At 70.5% G+C, this 15,724-nt stretch carries 15 protein-coding genes; 4 read left to right on the top strand and 11 right to left on the bottom strand.

Annotated features, from left to right (window positions below):
* Window positions 1–56 precede the first annotated feature (56 nt).
* From HHX30_RS11520 to HHX30_RS11540, 5 genes are all read right to left on the bottom strand, one after another.
* Entirely contained in the window at window positions 57–842 is a 786-nt protein-coding gene (locus HHX30_RS11520; RefSeq protein ID WP_169981906.1) for an ABC transporter permease, read from the bottom strand.
* Window positions 839–1,702, bottom strand: coding sequence for an ABC transporter permease (locus HHX30_RS11525; RefSeq protein ID WP_169981907.1), 864 nt, complete (start codon window positions 1,700–1,702; stop codon window positions 839–841). Before HHX30_RS11525 ends, HHX30_RS11520 begins: the two co-directional genes overlap by 4 nt.
* Window positions 1,699–2,916 carry a spermidine/putrescine ABC transporter substrate-binding protein gene (locus tag HHX30_RS11530; RefSeq protein ID WP_169981908.1) on the bottom strand — a complete coding sequence of 406 codons (1,218 nt, stop codon included), beginning with the start codon at window positions 2,914–2,916 and terminating at the stop codon, window positions 1,699–1,701. Before HHX30_RS11530 ends, HHX30_RS11525 begins: the two co-directional genes overlap by 4 nt.
* A gap of 86 nt (window positions 2,917–3,002) precedes the next feature.
* A complete protein-coding gene (locus HHX30_RS11535; protein WP_169981909.1) occupies window positions 3,003–4,151 on the bottom strand; it encodes an ABC transporter ATP-binding protein in 1,149 nt (382 codons plus the stop codon).
* 51 nt (window positions 4,152–4,202) lie between these two features.
* The gene (locus HHX30_RS11540; RefSeq protein ID WP_310742368.1) at window positions 4,203–5,636 is read right to left on the bottom strand and encodes a gamma-aminobutyraldehyde dehydrogenase; all 1,434 of its coding nucleotides are present in this window, start codon (window positions 5,634–5,636) and stop codon (window positions 4,203–4,205) included.
* Window positions 5,637–5,860: 224 nt separating this feature from the next.
* On the opposite strand from HHX30_RS11540, the gene HHX30_RS11545 reads away from it, so the two are divergent.
* Entirely contained in the window at window positions 5,861–6,352 is a 492-nt protein-coding gene (locus HHX30_RS11545) for an Lrp/AsnC family transcriptional regulator (RefSeq protein WP_169981911.1), read from the top strand.
* Here HHX30_RS11545 and HHX30_RS11550 read toward each other — a convergent pair.
* The 3 genes from HHX30_RS11550 to HHX30_RS11560 all read right to left on the bottom strand — a co-directional run bounded on the left by HHX30_RS11550 (window position 6,312) and on the right by HHX30_RS11560 (window position 9,152).
* On the bottom strand, window positions 6,312–7,493 hold the full coding sequence (locus HHX30_RS11550; RefSeq protein WP_169981912.1) for a GRAS family protein: 1,182 nt from the start codon (window positions 7,491–7,493) through the stop codon (window positions 6,312–6,314). The two genes, HHX30_RS11545 and HHX30_RS11550, sit on opposite strands and share 41 nt — an antisense overlap.
* 115 nt (window positions 7,494–7,608) lie before the next feature.
* Window positions 7,609–8,262 (bottom strand): cyclase family protein, encoded by a 654-nt coding sequence (locus HHX30_RS11555; RefSeq protein ID WP_169981913.1) that lies wholly within the window; start codon window positions 8,260–8,262, stop codon window positions 7,609–7,611.
* A gap of 44 nt (window positions 8,263–8,306) precedes the next feature.
* On the bottom strand, window positions 8,307–9,152 hold the full coding sequence (locus HHX30_RS11560) for a nitrilase-related carbon-nitrogen hydrolase (protein ID WP_169981914.1): 846 nt from the start codon (window positions 9,150–9,152) through the stop codon (window positions 8,307–8,309).
* Window positions 9,153–9,256: 104 nt separating this feature from the next.
* On the opposite strand from HHX30_RS11560, the gene HHX30_RS11565 reads away from it, so the two are divergent.
* A complete protein-coding gene (locus HHX30_RS11565; RefSeq protein WP_311922324.1) occupies window positions 9,257–10,714 on the top strand; it encodes a PucR family transcriptional regulator ligand-binding domain-containing protein in 1,458 nt (485 codons plus the stop codon).
* A 16-nt stretch (window positions 10,715–10,730) separates the two neighbouring features.
* Here the strand turns inward: HHX30_RS11565 and HHX30_RS11570 are convergent, their stop codons facing one another.
* Both HHX30_RS11570 and HHX30_RS11575 read right to left on the bottom strand, forming a co-directional pair.
* On the bottom strand, window positions 10,731–12,113 hold the full coding sequence (locus HHX30_RS11570; RefSeq protein ID WP_311922325.1) for a M1 family metallopeptidase: 1,383 nt from the start codon (window positions 12,111–12,113) through the stop codon (window positions 10,731–10,733).
* Between the two features lie 102 nt (window positions 12,114–12,215).
* Window positions 12,216–13,043 (bottom strand): DivIVA domain-containing protein, encoded by an 828-nt coding sequence (locus tag HHX30_RS11575; protein WP_169981917.1) that lies wholly within the window; start codon window positions 13,041–13,043, stop codon window positions 12,216–12,218.
* A gap of 89 nt (window positions 13,044–13,132) precedes the next feature.
* On the opposite strand from HHX30_RS11575, the gene HHX30_RS11580 reads away from it, so the two are divergent.
* Together HHX30_RS11580 and HHX30_RS11585 are read left to right on the top strand one after the other, a co-directional pair.
* Window positions 13,133–13,879, top strand: coding sequence for an ATP-binding cassette domain-containing protein (locus HHX30_RS11580; RefSeq protein WP_169981918.1), 747 nt, complete (start codon window positions 13,133–13,135; stop codon window positions 13,877–13,879).
* Between the two features lie 5 nt (window positions 13,880–13,884).
* The gene (locus tag HHX30_RS11585) at window positions 13,885–14,547 is read left to right on the top strand and encodes a hypothetical protein (RefSeq protein WP_169981919.1); all 663 of its coding nucleotides are present in this window, start codon (window positions 13,885–13,887) and stop codon (window positions 14,545–14,547) included.
* A 7-nt stretch (window positions 14,548–14,554) separates the two neighbouring features.
* Here the strand turns inward: HHX30_RS11585 and rlmN are convergent, their stop codons facing one another.
* Complete coding sequence (rlmN, locus tag HHX30_RS11590; protein WP_169981920.1) at window positions 14,555–15,670, bottom strand: 23S rRNA (adenine(2503)-C(2))-methyltransferase RlmN; 1,116 nt, start codon at window positions 15,668–15,670, stop codon at window positions 14,555–14,557.
* Window positions 15,671–15,724 lie beyond the last annotated feature (54 nt).

The following is a 15,724-nucleotide window of genomic DNA, read 5'->3' on the forward strand; positions in this document are numbered from 1 at the left end:
CATTTCACTTCCCCTCGAGATCACGGGGATCTCACAGGTTCTTACAGGGTCCTACATCAGTTCCGGCGGCGGGCCATGAGGGCGTTGACCACGGCGATCAGCACACCGGCCGCGAAGATCAGCGTGCCCATGACGTTGACCTGGGGCGGGATGCCCACGCGGGTGGCTCCCCAGATCCACAGCGGGAACGTCACGGTCCCGCCCGCGTTGAAGTTGGTGATCACGAAGTCGTCGATGGACAGGGCGAACGCCAGCATCGACCCGGCCAGCACACCCGGAAAGATCATCGGAAGGGTGACCAGGCGGAACGTCGTCCACGGTCCCGCGCCGAGGTCGCGGGCGGCCTCCTCCAGCGAGGAGTCGAGGGTCATCACCCGGGCCCGCACGGTCACGGCCACGAACGAGATCGAGAACATGACGTGCGAGATCACGATCGTCCAGAACCCGAGCGGCACGGCCAGCGTGACGAACAGCGACAGCAGCGACGCCCCCATGACGATCTCGGCGCAGGAGATGGCCGCGAACATGACGACGTTCATCGTCCCCGACCCGCGGAAGCGGTAACGGCCCAGCGCCAGCCCGATGAGCGAGCCGAGCACCCCCGCGATGATCATCGTCAGCACGGCGATGAGCAGCGAGTTCACCAGCGCCTGGGTGAGGTCGCCGATCTCGAACAGCTTGCCGTACCACTTGAGGGTGAAGCCCTGCCAGGCGGTGTTGTAGCGGCCGTGCGTGTCGTTGAACCCGAACAGGATCATGACCGCGATCGGCACGACCAGCCAGGCGACCACCAGCCAGGTGTAGATCTGGAGGCCGCGCCCCCTCAGCAGACCCTGTCTCATCGGGCCGCCACCTCCAGCACGTCGTCGGTGCCCAGCGCCCTGGCGTAGGCGAAGATGCCGACGAGCAGCAGCGCCATCAGCGTGAACGACAGCGCCGAGGCCGTCGGGTAGTCCTGCGTCACCAGGTACTGGTTCTGGATGACGTTGCCGATCATCGTGGTGTTCGTGCCGCCGAGCACGGACGCGTTGACGTAGTCCGACGTCGCCGGCACGAACGTCATCAGCACGCCGGCGAAGACGCCGGGCAGCGACAGCGGGAGCACCACGCGCAGGAACGTCTGGAACCGGCTCGCGTACAGGTCCTGCGCCGCCTCCAGGACGCGCGGGTCGATCCGCTCCAGCGCCACGTACATCGGCAGCACCATGAACGGCAGGAAGTTGTACGCGAGGCCGCCGATCACGGCGAACGGCGTGGCGAGGACACGGAAGCCCTCCGGCAGCAGCCCTATGTCCTTCAGCGGGCCGAGCAGGATGCCGTTGTCCGACAGCAGGAACTGCCAGGAGATCGTCCGCAGCACGAACGACACCAGGAACGGCAGCAGCAGCAGGAACAGGTAGACCGACTTGTGCCTGCCGCCCTTGAACGCGATCCAGTACGCCACCGGGAAGCCGATGACGATCTGCAGGACGGTCGAGGCGAGGCCGTAGAGCAGCGACCGGATGATCTGGTCGTGGTAGTTCGCCAGCCCGTCGGCGTACGAGTGCCAGTTGAAGGTGAAGGCGTAGCCGTCCTCGACGCTGCCCGACTGCAGCGACAGGGACAGCATGACGATCATCGGGACGACGAAGAAGATCGCGAGCCAGAGACCGCCCGGGAAGATCAGCGCGTACGGCGTGAGCGCCGCCCTCAGCCTGCTCATGACGTGGTGATGGGCTGGAAGATGCTTTCGAACTTCTTGTGCTCCTCGCTGTTGTCGAAGGTCACATAGGTTCGCAGCTTGGCGTAGTCGTCGTCGCTCGGGAACACCAGCGGGCTGTCGGCGATCATCTGCAGGGTCTTCTTGTCGGCCCCGGACGCCTTGGCAGCGTCGGCGATGATGGCGTCCCTGGCCGCCGGGACCGGGGTGACGTAGTTGATGTACTCCGCCAGGCTTCCCGCGATGTCGGGCTCGTAGAAGAAGTCGATCAGCGTGATCGCGTCGACCGGGTTGGCGGCGGTCTTCGGGATCATGAAGTTGTCGGTCCAGATCGTGGCGCCCTCCTGGGGGATCACGAACTTCAGGTCCGTGCCGTCGGAGAGGTTCTTCTGGAAGATGTCGCCGGACCACGCCTGGCAGATCCAGATGTCGCCCTTGGCCAGCGGGTCGATGTACGACTGGTCGTAATATTTCCGGACGATTCCCGAGTCGCGCTGCTCGGTGAGCTTCGCGGCCGCCTTCTCCCAGTCGGCCGGGGTGGACTTGTCCGGGTCGATGCCGAGAGCGAACATCGCGAAGTTCGCGATCTCCTGCGAGTCGGCCATCATGCCGACCTTGCCCTTGTACTTCGGGTCCCACAGGGCCGAGTAGCTCGTCGGCGGCGTGTCGATGTATTTCGGGTTGTAGGCGATGCCCGTCATCCCGGACGCCCACGGGACGGTGAAGACGTTGCCCGGGTCGAAGGACTCCTGGGTGTATCGCGCCCCGACGTTCTTGGTGAAGTTCGGCATCCGGTCGTGGTCGAGCGGCACCAGGTAACCGAGCTTGATGAGCTGGGTGAGCTGGACGCTGTTGGTGAAGACCATGAGGTCGTAGTCGATCGACTGGCCGGCGGCGAGCTGCGGCTGGATCTTCGCGTACCAGCTCGTGGTCTCCTGGATGACCTCCTTGTAGGTCACCGTGATCCCCGTGCGCTTGGTGAACTCCTTGAGTTCGGGCTTCTTGGGGTCCATGTAGAGCGGCCAGTTGGCGAAGTCCACGTGGCCGTTCTTCGCCTTGCCCGACCAGTACTTCTCCACCTCGGACTGCACCTGGGCGGAGGATGTGGGCCGGGCGGTGCTCTTGCCCTGCACGCCGCAGGCGGCGAGGGCGAGCCCGGCGGCCGACAGGCCCGCGAGCCGGAAGGTGTCGCGCCTGCCGAGCCGGCGCTGGGTCATGCCACGGAGGATGGCGGGGTCCTGCCTGTAGGGGTGGTTCATTGGGGTTCGGTGCTCCGGGTTCTTTGTACCGGTGGTTCGGGGTGTTACCGCAAGGCGTAGGAGTGCCAGGGCTGCCAGGAGAGCCAGACCGAGTCGCCCCGCTCGGCGGTGATCGTGCTGTCGTGCGCGTTCTGCTCGAACACCGTGATCTCGGCGCCGTCGCCGAGCACCACGACGTAGCTGTTGGAGGTGCCGAGGTAGACGACCTCGGCCACGGTCCCCCGTACGACGCTGAGATCGCCCTCGGGCCGGTCCTTCGCGATCTTGATCTTCTCCGGCCGGACCGTGAGGTCGACGGTCTGGCCTGCCGAGAGCGTGCCGTCCGAGGGGATGAGGATCCGGTCGCTCTGGCCGAGGGCGAGCACGGCGGTGGCTCCGCTGACCTGTTGCACCGTTCCGCTCAGCAGGTTGGAGGTGCCGATGAACCCGGCCACGAACTTGCTGGCGGGCCGCTCGTAGATCTCGCGGGGTTCGGCGAGCTGCTCCACGAGGCCGTCGTTCATGACCGCGATGCGGTCGCTCATCGTCAGCGCCTCGCTCTGGTCGTGCGTCACGTAGACGAACGTGATGCCGACCTCCCGCTGGATGCGCTTGAGCTCGATCTGCATGGCCTGGCGGAGCTTGAGGTCGAGCGCGCCGAGCGGCTCGTCGAGCAGCAGCGCGCGGGGCCGGTTGACCAGGGCGCGGGCGAGCGCGACGCGCTGCTGCTGGCCTCCCGACATCTCCTTCGGCCGGCGCTTCTCGCGGCCGACCAGGTCCACGACCTCCAGGATCTCGCCGACGCGGCGCTTGATCTCCGCGTCGGGGACCTTCTTGCGCCTGAGCCCGAACGCGACGTTGTCCCACACGTTCATGTGCGGGAACAGCGCGTAGGACTGGAACACCATGTTGATGTCACGCTTGTTCGGCGGGACGTTCGTGACGTCCTCCCCGTGGAGCCTGACGACCCCCTGGGTGGGGTCCTCGAACCCGGCGATCATTCGCATGTTGGTGGTCTTGCCGCAGCCTGAGGGGCCGAGGAGGGAGAAGAACTCCCCCTCCGCGATGGCGAGGCTCACGCCCTTGACCGCCCGTACGACCTCGCCGTGCGAGACGTACTCCTTCACCACGTTGTCGAGTTCGATGGCGGGCACGTCTCCTGATACGGGGGCAGCCGCGACGGCTGCCCCCGGGCCCGCCTGGATCTCTGTCATTCCAGGCTTATCCCTCTTTTTCGATAGGTGTCCGTCCGGAGCCGGAGGCACCTATTCGCCTATGTAGTGCATGACGTGCTTGACGCGGGTGTAGTCGTGCAGGCCGAAGACGGACAGGTCCTTGCCGTAGCCCGAGTGCTTGAAGCCGCCGTGCGGCATCTCGGACACGAACGGGATGTGGGTGTTGACCCAGACGATGCCGAAGTCGAGCCGCTTGGACATCCGCATCGCGCGGCCGTGGTCGGTGGTCCACACCGAACTGGACAGGCCGTAGCGGACGCCGTTGGCCTTGGCCAGCGCGTCGGCCTCGTCGGTGAACGTCTGGACGGTCATGACGGGACCGAAGATCTCGTCCTGCACCATCTCGTCGTCCTGCTTCAGCCCGTCCACGACGGTCGGAGCGAAGAAGAAGCCCTTGTCGCCGACGCGGGTGCCGCCGGTGAGGACCTTCGCGTGCTCGGGGAGCCGCTCGAAGAAGCCCTCGACCCGGGCGAGCTGGTTGGCGTTGTTCAGCGGCCCGAAGTAGGCGTCCTCCTCGTCGAGGCCGCCCAGCTTGGTGGCGGCGGCGGCCTCGGCCAGCGCCGCGGCGAACTCGTCGTGGATGCTCTCCTGCACGAGCACGCGGCAGGCGGCGGTGCAGTCCTGGCCGGCGTTGTAGAGGCCCGCCCCGGCGATCTCCTCGGCGACGGCCTTGATGTCCTTGACGTCCTCGAAGACCACGACCGGGGCCTTGCCGCCCAGCTCCAGGTGGACCCGCTTGAGGTCGTCGGCGGCGGTCCTGGCGACGGCCATGCCGGCACCGACCGAGCCGGTGATCGCGACCATGTCGGCGTCGGCGTGCCCGACGACCAGGGCGCCGGTCTCCCGGTCGCCGGTGACCACGTTGAAGACGCCGGCGGGCAGGACGTCACCGAGGATCTCGGCCAGCTTCAGCGTGGAGACCGGGGTGGTGTCGGACGGCTTGAGCACGATCGTGTTGCCGGCGGCGAGAGCGGGGGCGATCTTCCACACCGCCATCATCATCGGGTAGTTCCACGGCGTGACCTGGCCGATGACGCCGATCGGCTCGTGCCGGATCATCGAGGTGTGGTCGGCGAGGAACTCACCGGCGGTGGGGCCCTCCAGGGTGCGGGCCGCACCGGCGAAGAACCGGAAGTGGTCGGCGGCGACCGGGGTCTCGTCCTCGGCCATGCGGGCGCGGGGCTTGCCGGTGTTGCGGCACTCGGCCTCGTTGATCTCGTCCGCGCGGGCCTCGATCGCGTCGGCGACCTTGAGCAGCAGCGCCGCGCGCTCGCCCGGCGTCGTCTGGCCCCACGTCTCGAACGCGGCCGTCGCGGCGGCGTAGGCGGCGTCGACGTCCTCCTGACCCGACACCGGCGCCTGGGCGTAGACCTCGCCCGTCGTAGGGTCTACGACGTCGGAGAAACGGCCGCTCGCGGCGTCGACGAACTTCCCGTTCACGAAGTTCTGGAGACGGGTGGTCACCGTTGACCTCCTGTTGAGGTGGCTGAGATGTCGCGACTCTGGCAGAGCAAAGAGCCATAGACAAGGGATTTCGTCGCTAAGATACCAAATTGCTACGGAATCGCTTGACACGAGCGACTCAGCTGACAACATGTCAGACCACGATCGCAACATGTCAAAAACGGTGCTGTAACACCTGGTCGCTACGACGGCCGAAGCCCGCCAAGAGAGGACACCCCCCGAGGATGACGACTCCCCCCAAGGCTCGCGCGGCTGCCGCTAAGGGTGGGCCCGTGGTGCTCGACGAGATCTCCAAGCAGATCATCGAGCAGCTTCAGATGGACGGGCGAAAGCCGTACGCCGCCATCGGCAAGGCGGTGGGGCTGTCGGAGGCGGCGGTGCGTCAGCGCGTGCAGCGCCTGCTCGACCTCGGCGTCATGCAGATCGTCGCCGTCACCGACCCGCTCACCCTGGGCTTCCCCCGTCAGGCCATGATCGGCATCAAGTGCGAGGGCGATCTGGAGCGGGTCGCCGACGAGCTGGCGCAGATCCCCGAGATCGACTACGTGGTGCTGACGGCCGGGTCGGTCGACATCATGGTCGAGGTGGTCTGCGAGGGCGACACCCACCTGCTGGAGATCCTGGGGAAGATCCGGGCGATCTCCAGCGTGCGGGCGACCGAGACGTTCGTCTACCTCAAGCTGCACAAGCAGACGTACTCGTGGGGGACGCACTGACGACGGTGCCCGGCACGGCCGTCATCACGGCGAGCAGGGGCACGTCCCGGTAGCCGAGCCGGACGTGGTCCGGCTCCACGCCCATGGTGAAGTCCGGCGGCGCCGTCAGCACCCCCGCGAGATCCCCGGTGACCGCGGGCACCGTGGGCGTGTATCCGCAGCGCCGCAGGCGCCGCAGCCAGGTGGCGGTCGTCTCGTGCCGTTCGTACCGGCCGCCGTCGTCGGCCGCGCCCACGATGTCCAGGATCTCCCTGCCGAAGAAGCTCTTCATCGCGTCCTGCTCGGCGCGGGCGAGCGGCAGGCCGTCGATTGCCTCGAAGAGCGTGCCGAACATCCGCCAGGAGTTGACGAACCGCTCGGCCAGGCCCACCTGGTGATGGTCCGATCCGGGCTCGCACAACGCGACGGCCGCGGGTTCCAGGGCGCGCAACCGCCGCAGGAAGACGTCGCGCGCGTCGTGCCCGGGACGCGGGTTCAGCATGTGGTGCAGGGCGAAGGAGGCCACCGCGAGCAGCGGCCGGGGCGCCTGCCCGATCAGCCTCCAGTCGGCGTCGTCGAGCGCCTCCGTGGCGCGCGGCACCGCGTGGAAGGTCACCTCGATCCCGTGCTCCGCGCCGGCGCGCAGCAGGTTCGCCTCGGCGGCCGCCAGAGCCTCGGCGGCCGGGTCCACCCCGACGACCACCAGGTGGCGCAGCGGGAGGTCGCGTGCCGCGGCCTCGGCCAGCAGCGCGCTCTCCTGGCGGCCCTGCCCGATGCCGATCGACAGCAGGGTGGCGGTCGCGTGCTCGCCCAGACGGCCGAGCAGGTGCGCGTTGGCGAGGCGTCCGGCGCGTACGAACGGAAGGTGCCGTGTGAGGAGATAGAACAGGTCGATCTGCGGCCGCCGGTAACGGCGCAGGTAGAGGTTGAGGCTCTCCTCCCCCTCCAGCCGGCCGGACAGGCCCGCCAGGTAGTACATGGGCAGCATGTCACGGGGGTCGGCGTCCGGGTCGATCCCGGCGCGTGCCTCCGCGAGCAGGGCCCGCGCATCGCGCTCCCGGCCGTCCTCGGCGGCCACCGCCGCCTCGAAGAGCAGCGCGTGTGCCCGCGCGCCGGCCGTTTCCACCCGTGCCCCCACCGCTGTCTCGATCGCAGCGCTCACCGTGACCCCCGTACCGGTCTGTGTCGTATCCCCTGACGCCCCTCATCCTTGGGGACGGCCGCGCCGCTGCCGATCTCCAGTAATCGGCGATTTCACCGGGGCAGTGGACAGGCCCTCAGCCGATCCTGGCGACGGCGCGTACGGGCGCGCCGTCGGCCCCGGTCAGGCGCAGCGGGAGCAGCGAGACCTCCACCCGGCGGCCGGCTGCCTGGGCCTCCAGCAGAGGGCCCAGGTTGCGCAGGTTCTCGGCGATCACCGCGTGCGCCCCGCACAGGGCCCGGTGCGCCGGCAGGTCGGCCGGAGCCGGCGTCGGGTCGACGCTGAGGGCGTCGATGCCGACCGTACGCACCCCCGCGGCGACGATCAGGCGGGCGGTCTCCTCCGCCAGGTACGGGTGGGCCTGGTAGTCCGGCGTCCCCCAGTGCTCGTCCCAGCCGGTCGCGACGAGCAGGACGGTTCCCGGCCGCAGCCGTCCCGCCACCGCCTCGAGCGTCCCGGGGGTGACCGGCGAGCGCGGCGGCAGGCCCCGGACGTCGAGGACGGCCGCGGGGCCGAGGAACCGCTCCAGCGGCACGTCGTCCAGCGTCGGCAAAGTGTCGTCGATGTGGAACGGCGCGTCCACGTGCGTGCCGGACTGGGAGCCGAGGTGCAGGCCGAGGACGTTGACGCCCTCGGCCGCCACGGTGAGGGCGGGCGCGATCTCGACCTCGGGGTCTCCGGGATAGACGGGCATGCCGCTCACGACGGGCACCGACAGGTCGACGATCACGGCTTCTCCCCTGGCCTCAGGCCTCCCCTGCGCGGGCGGGCCGATCAGATCGTAGGCCACGGGTAGAGATCGGTCCGCCGGTCGCGGTGGACGTCGTTGCGCGGGCCGGTGGCCTTGTCCCTGGCGCGGGCCAGGTCGCAGTCGGCGACCAGCACGGCCGGCCCGTCCCTGAGCACGGGGCCCGCCAGCGGGTATCCGTTCGGTCCGATCAGCGACGTCCCGCGCACCCAGTCCACGCCCCGCTCGGCCGCGCACCGGTCGGCCACGGCGACGAACATGCGGTTGGCCGCGGCGGCGATCTGGGCGTACGCGACCAGCACCGGGCGCTCCCCGGCGGGAACGGGCGAGGCGGGCCAGTTGGTGGAGACGGCGAGGAGGTCGGCCCCGGCCAGGCCCACGGACCGCACCCACTCGGGGAACTCCAGGTCGTAGCAGACCATCATCCCGACACGGCCGATCTCGGTGTCCACGACGGGAGCCGGCGCGTCGCCGGGCGTGAACACGTCCTGCTCGTCGTGCCACAGGTGGGCCTTGCGGTAGACGGCCCTGGTCCCGGTGGCGTCGACCATGACCTGGCTGTTCCGCAGGACGCCGTCGGCCAGCTCGCAGAATCCGCCCACGATCACCAGGTCGTGGGCGCGCGCCAGGCGGGCCCAGGCGGTGACGGTCGGGCCGTCGGCGGGCTCGGCGAGGCTCCTGGCCTCCTCGGCGCCCGAGAAGACGTAGCCGCTGTTGACGAGCTCGGGCAGCACCACCAGCCGGGCGCCGGCCTCGGCCGCCTCCGCGATCGCCGCTTCGGCGGCGGCACGGTTCGACTCGGGCTCGCCCACCCGCAGCGGGACCTGCGCGACCGCGACCCGCGTGGCCGCGCCATCGTCCGCCGTCGTCATGCGTTCCTCCAGGTCATGGGGAGAGCGTCATGGGGAGAGCGCTTCAGCACGCTCACCCTCCAATCAGGACAATTAGGGATATCACGGGAAATAGGCTGACCGCTGTGGACGGGCACAACACCGTGGAGGACCTGCTGCGCTCCCCCGCGCTGCAACTGCGGGTGCTGGCGGGCGAGCGCGGCCTCGGCAGGTCGGTCTCCTGGGCCCATGTGAGCGAGCTGGAGGACCCCACGCCCTGGCTGCTCGGGGCCGAGGTCATCATGACGACGGGCATCGGCGTCCCGCGCGCCGCCGCCGCCCAGCGGGCGTACCTGGAACGGCTCGACGACGCGGGGGTGGCGGCGCTCGCGCTCAGCGCGGGGCTGCACGTCCCCCCGCTGCGCCGGGCCTTTCTCGACGCCGCCGAGGAGCGCGGGTTCCCCGTGCTGGAGGTGCCGCTGGCCGTGCCGTTCATCGCGATCGCCCAGGAGGTCGCGGCGGCGGTGCAGGAGGACGCCCGGCAGCGGCTGGGGGCCCAGCTGCAGGTGTTCGGCGCGCTGCGCTGGCTCGCGTCCGAGGGGCTGGACACGGCGGGGCTGTTCCGGCGGCTCGAACGGCTGTCGGGCTACGAGATCTTCCTGAGCACGCCGCAGGGCCGCCCGCTGCTGCCGGGCGTGCCGGCGCCCCCACCGTCCGTACGGCTGCCCGCCTCGGCGGACGCGCCGCCGACGATCCCCGGCGGCTTCGCGCTGCCGGTGCCCGCGCCCGGCGGGCCGGCCGGGTTCCTGGTCGCCTTCGAGCGGGAGGGCGCCCGCCCGGCCGGGCTCGCCGTGGTCCAGCACATCGCGACCGTCGCCGCCCTGCGGGTGGCGATGGTGCGCAGCGAGCGCGAGACGCTGCGCCGCCAGGGGGCGGAGACGCTGGCCGAGCTGCTGCAGGACGTGCTCGACCCGGAGACCGCCCGGCGCAGGCTCGCCCTGATGGGCCTGCCGCCGGATCGCGACGTCGTTCTCCTCGTGGTGCGCGACGCCGCCGACGACGCCGTGGTCCGGGCCCTCGCCGAGCATCCGCACCTCATGCTCCGCCGGCATCGGGACCTGTACGTGCTGACGGCGGCGGCCGTCGCCACCGCGGAGCTGGAGGCGGTGCCCGGCATCGCGGCCGGAGTCAGCCGCCCCGTCACATCCGGGTCGTCGCTGCGCGTCGCGCAGCGGGAGGCCCTGTGGGCGGCCTCCCGCGCCGCCGAGGCGGGCCGGCCGCTGGTCGCCTACGGCGAGGACACCACCGGCCGGTGGCTGCCGGACGACGTGGGCGTGCTGGCCGCCCTGGTCGAGCACGTGCTCGGCGACGTCCTGCGGTACGACGCCGAACACGGGTCGGATCTCATCACGTCGGTCCGCACGTGGATGGAGCGCGACCGCCGCGTCGACGACGCCGCGCGAGCCCTGCACGTGCATCCCAACACGCTGTCGTACCGGCTGCGCCGCTTCGGCGCGCTGACCGGGCGCGACCTGTCGGCGACCGGCGACTTCGCCGAGGTGTGGCTCGCCATCCGGGCGGCGGCCCAGCTCGGCGGGCTCTAGTTCACGCCCGGACGGGTCACAGCTTCGGCTTGGCCGCCCTGTACAGCCACGCGTCGAACAGGCCGTCCAGGTCCCGGCCGGACAGCCGCTCCGCCAGGGCGATGAGGTCCTTCGTGGTGACCGTGGAGTGCCGGTTCTGCCTGGCCCAGGTGCGCAGCAGCGTGAAGAACGTCTCGTCGCCGATCTCCTTGCGCAGCGCGTGCACGGTCATGGCGCCCCGCACGTAGATCGCGTTCCAGTCGAACATGCCGTCGCGGCCCGGGTCGCCGGTCTTGAGCTTCCAGAAGTCGCCGCCGGCCCTGTGCCTGTACTGCTCGGCGAAAATCCGCTCGGCGGAGGGGCCGCCGTGCTGCTCCTGGTACAACCACTCGGCGTACGACGCGAAGCCCTCGTTCAGCCAGATGTCCTTCCAGCTGCGCAGGCCGACGCTGTCGCCGAACCACTGGTGGGCCAGTTCGTGCACGATCACGAGCTCGTCCGACATGCCCTTGTCGTACACCGGCCTGCCCTGCGTCTCCAGCGCGTAGTCGACGTCGAGCCGGTCGGCGACGCCGCCCGTGGAGGAGAAGGGGTAGTCACCGAAGACCTTCGACTCCCACCTGATCGCCTTGGCCGTGGTGCTGTGCAGGCGCTTGAACTCCTTGGCCAGCGAGGGGTCGTACGCCGTGATGTTGGGCCTGCCTCCGACGGTGCCCCGGGTGACCGTGAACTTCCCGATCGCGACCATGGCGAGGTACGGCGCCATGGGGTGGCGCATCGTCCACTTCGAGGTCCGGTAGCCGTCACGCGGGCCGGCGACGCCGGAGTTGTCCGGCTCGCCGTTGGCCAGGACCGTCAGCCCCTCGGGCGCGGTGACCTCGAAGGTGAAGGTGGCCTTGTCGCGCGGGTTGTCGTTGGCCGGGAACCAACTGCGGGCGCCGTCCGGCTCGGCCACCGCGACGGCGCCGTCCTCGGTGTCGATCCAGCCGGCGACGCCGAGCGCCCTGTCCTTGATCGCCTTCGGCCGGCCGGCGTAGGACACCTCGACCGTGAATTTCTTCCCCGACGGCAGCCCGTGCCGGGGTGTGACGACGAGCTCCTGGCCCTTCCGGACGTACGACGCCCGCCGGCCGTTCACCTCGACCTCGCTGATCGCCGGCCCGGAGAAGTCGAGGTCGAACCGGGACAGGTTCTTCGTCGCCGTCGCCGTGATCGTCGTCGTGGCGCTGAGGTGGCGGGTCTCCGGGGTGAACCGCAGCCGGATCGCGTAGTGGGCGACGTCATAGCCGCCGTTGCCCGCGAGGGGGAAGTACGGGTCGCCGAGACCGGCCGAGCCGGGGGTGTAGGCGCCGGAGCCGGTGCTCGCCCGGGCCGCCGGCACGGTCGCCAGGGGGATGACCGCGGTGAGCCCGGCAGCCACGAGCCCAGGCCAGGGGGATGATCTGCGAAGCATGATCCCTATCGTGGTGTATTGCTCCACGAAAATTAGGATTTATGCGCTTTTAGCGGGGTGCCGATTGGATCACGGGCGGCGTTCCAGCACGCTCGCCATCTCGGCCAGGAAGCCGTCCACCTCGCGGATCGCGTAGCCGGGCCGGAACACGACGGTGGCGAACGTGGCCTTCCTGACCTGCTCCGCCGTCAGCGGCTCGGCCGTCGTCCCGCGCAGCGTCGCCACCACCCGGTCGAGGAACTCGTCGACCTCCTCCTCCCGGTAGCCCATCCCGAGCCGTCCGGGGTGGAAGGCCACGCGTTCGACCCGGACCGCCTGCGCCTCCAGCCAGGACTCCGTGCCCGGCTCCGGTGGTGGCGTGCCCGTCTTCCCGGCGGCGTTCGCGGGGGCCGCTTCCGATCCCGTGCGCTCCCCGTCCCCCGTACGGCGCGCCGCGGCCCGGGCGGCCGGCGCCGCGACGAGGGGCTGTGTCACGGCGGTCTCCGCGGCGGCGGCCCCCGTGGTGGCGGCCCCTGTAGTGGCGGGCCCTGTCACGGCGGACTCTTTGGCGGCGGACTCTTTGGCGGCGGACCGTGGAGTCGCGGGCCCGGGAGCGCCGGTCGCGAGCCGCGCCCGCGAATCGTCGCCCTGACCGGATCTGGCCTCGACAGCCACGATGAACGCGTCGAGCGCGAAGTCCACCGCCGTCTCGTTGTAACCCCCGAGTTTGACGGCGAACCTCGCGTTCCTGATCTCGTCGGCCGTCACCGGCGGCCCGTCGGCCGGGCCACGTCCGAGCGTCGACTCGATCCTGCGCACGAAGTCGTCGACCTGTTGGGGGTCATAGCCCAGGCGCACGGCCATGACGCGGGGAAAGCGGTTCACCAGACCTCCGGCCCACTGCTCATGCCCGACCATTTTGACGGGAGTCCCAACAGAAAGGCGAGACCCAAAGATCGCCCGATGTCGGTACGCCTGGAGGAACATCCCGATAAGCTCCAGAAACTATGCGGATCGCCAGTCTCTCCTTCCGGTACGGACGGCGAGCCCCCTGGGTCTTGCGGGACGCCGGTCTGGTCCTCGATCCGGGAGACGTGGTCGAGGTCACCGGGCCCAACGGCACCGGCAAGTCGACCCTGCTGCGGCTCGTCGCCGGGCTGCTCAGGCCCGTACGCGGAAGCGTCGAGGACCGCCCCCGGGTCGTCGGATACGCCCCCGAGCGGTTCCCCGCGGACCAGCCGTTCACCGTGGCGTCCTACCTGCGGCACATGGCGGCGGTCCGGAGGGTGAGCACGGACGCGATCGGCCGGTGGAGCGAGCGGCTCGGCATGGACCACCTGCTCGGACAGCGCCTGCCCGATCTGTCCAAGGGCAGCGCGCACAAGGTGGGCCTCGCGCAGGCACTGCTCGCCGAACCGGGGTTGCTCGTGCTCGACGAACCCTTCGCCGGTCTCGACGCCGCCACCCGGGCCGAGCTCCCCACGATCATCGAAGAGGTCGGCGCGCGCGGCGGGATCGTGGTGGTGAGCGACCACCAGGGCGATCTGCGCGCCTTTCCCGGCCTGCGCCGCTGTGAGGTCCGCGACCGCGCCGTACGGGAACTCGAGCCGGTCGAGGAGACCGGCGAGTCCGCTCTGACCGTGCTGGAGGTGGCGGTGGCCGCCTCGCGGGCGGCGGACCTGGCCGAGCGTCTGCGTGCCGAGGGCTGCACGGTACATGTCACGGGCCGCATCACGGCCCGCGCCGCCGGATGACGTCCGTGATCGCGCTGGCACGGTTCCGCGTCGCCGGCTACGTCGCCTCCCACCGGGCCCTGCAACCGCTCATCGGACTGCTGGCGCTGCTGGCGATCCTCTACGCGACCGCCGTCCCCGCCGGTCAGGAGATCGCGGCCACCGCGGACTCGGCGGCCATGCTCGTGCCGGTGCTCGCCTGGGCCGCGCGCGGCCTGCTCGACACCGAACCCGACGAGCAGCGCAGCGTCGCCCTGTCCGCGCTGGGGCCGAGAGAGCTGGTGAGCGGGCTGCTGGCGGCGTTCTCCTCGCTGCTCGTCCTGACCGCGGTCGCCGAGGCCGCGCTGCTCGCCCGTCTCGCCGCCTCTCCCACGCTCACCGTGCTCCTCGCCGGGGTGTGGCTGCACCTGCTGTCGGCGGCGGCGGGGCTCACACTCGGGGCGCTGACCAGCCGCCCGATCCTGCCCTCACCGGCGGTCTCCACCATCGCCCTGATCCTCGGCTACCTGTCGATGCTGGTGATCAGCCTGGCCGGGGGCCGCTGGCTCACCGTGCCGGTCATGGGCTGGATGCGCGACGCCCACCACGGCGTGCTGCTCACCGGGCTGCCCCTGCTCACGGTGCAGTCAGTGCTGTGGCCCGCGATCGGCCTGGCGGCCTACACCTGGCTGCGCCGCACCCGGCCCTGAACCGGGATCAGGGCGCAGGCGCGGCGGCGAGCTGCCCGCACGCCCCGTCGATCTCCCTGCCCCGGGTGTCCCGTACGGTGACGGCGACGCCGTGGGACTCCAGGCGGCGTACGAAGGCCCGCTCGTCCTCGGGACGGGAGGCCGTCCACTTCGAGCCCGGAGTGGGGTTCAGCGGAATCAGGTTGACGTGCACGAGCTTGTTCTTGAGCAGGCGGCCGAGCAGGTCGGCCCGCCACTCCTGGTCGTTGATGTCCTTGATCAGGGCGTACTCGATGGACACGCGCCGCTTGGTCTTGGCCGCGTAGCTCCACGCGGCGTCGAGCACCTCCGCGACCTTCCACCGGGTGTTGATCGGCACCAGTGTGTCCCTCAGCTCGTCGTCCGGGGCGTGGAGGGAGACGGCGAGCGTCACCGGCAGTCCCTCGTCGGCGAGCTTGCCGATCGCCGGCACCAGGCCGACCGTCGAGACCGTGACCCCGCGCGCCGAGATGCCGAGGCCCTCCGGCGCCGGGTCGACCAGGCGGCGTACCGCGCCGATCACGGCCTTGTAGTTGGCCATCGGCTCGCCCATGCCCATGAAGACCACATTGGTCACCCGGCCGGGACCACCGGGGACCTCGTCGCGCGCCAGCGCCCGCGCTCCCGCGACGACCTGCTCGACGATCTCGGCGGTGGACATGTTGCGGGTGAGCCCGGCCTGGCCGGTCGCGCAGAACGGGCAGTTCATGCCGCACCCGGCCTGGGAGGAGACGCACATCGTGACGCGGTCGGGGTAGCGCATGAGGACCGACTCGACCAGCGAGCCGTCGAACAGCTTCCACAACGTCTTACGCGTCATGCCGCCGTCACAGGTGATCTCGCGTACGGACGTCAGCAGCGGGGGCATGAGCTGCTCGACCAGCCGCTCGCGCAGCGCGCCCGGCAGGTCGGTCATCTGCTCGGGAGAGCCGGTCAGCCGGGTGAAGTAGTGACGGGAGAGCTGATCGGCGCGGAACGGCTTCTCCCCCAGCTCCGCCACCGCCGCCCTGCGTTCGGCCATGGTCAGGTCGGCCAGGTGGCGCTGCGGCTTGGCCCGGCGGGGCGCCACGAAGGTCAGCTGCCCGGTCTTCGGCTGCTCGCTCACGCAAAACCCTTTCCATCTCCCGCCGCCATGGTCTTAACGACTGGCGCGCGCGGT

It is taken from the genome of Microbispora sp. H10836 (assembly GCF_012999525.1).
In the GTDB taxonomy this organism is placed as follows: Bacteria; Actinomycetota; Actinomycetes; order Streptosporangiales; family Streptosporangiaceae; genus Microbispora.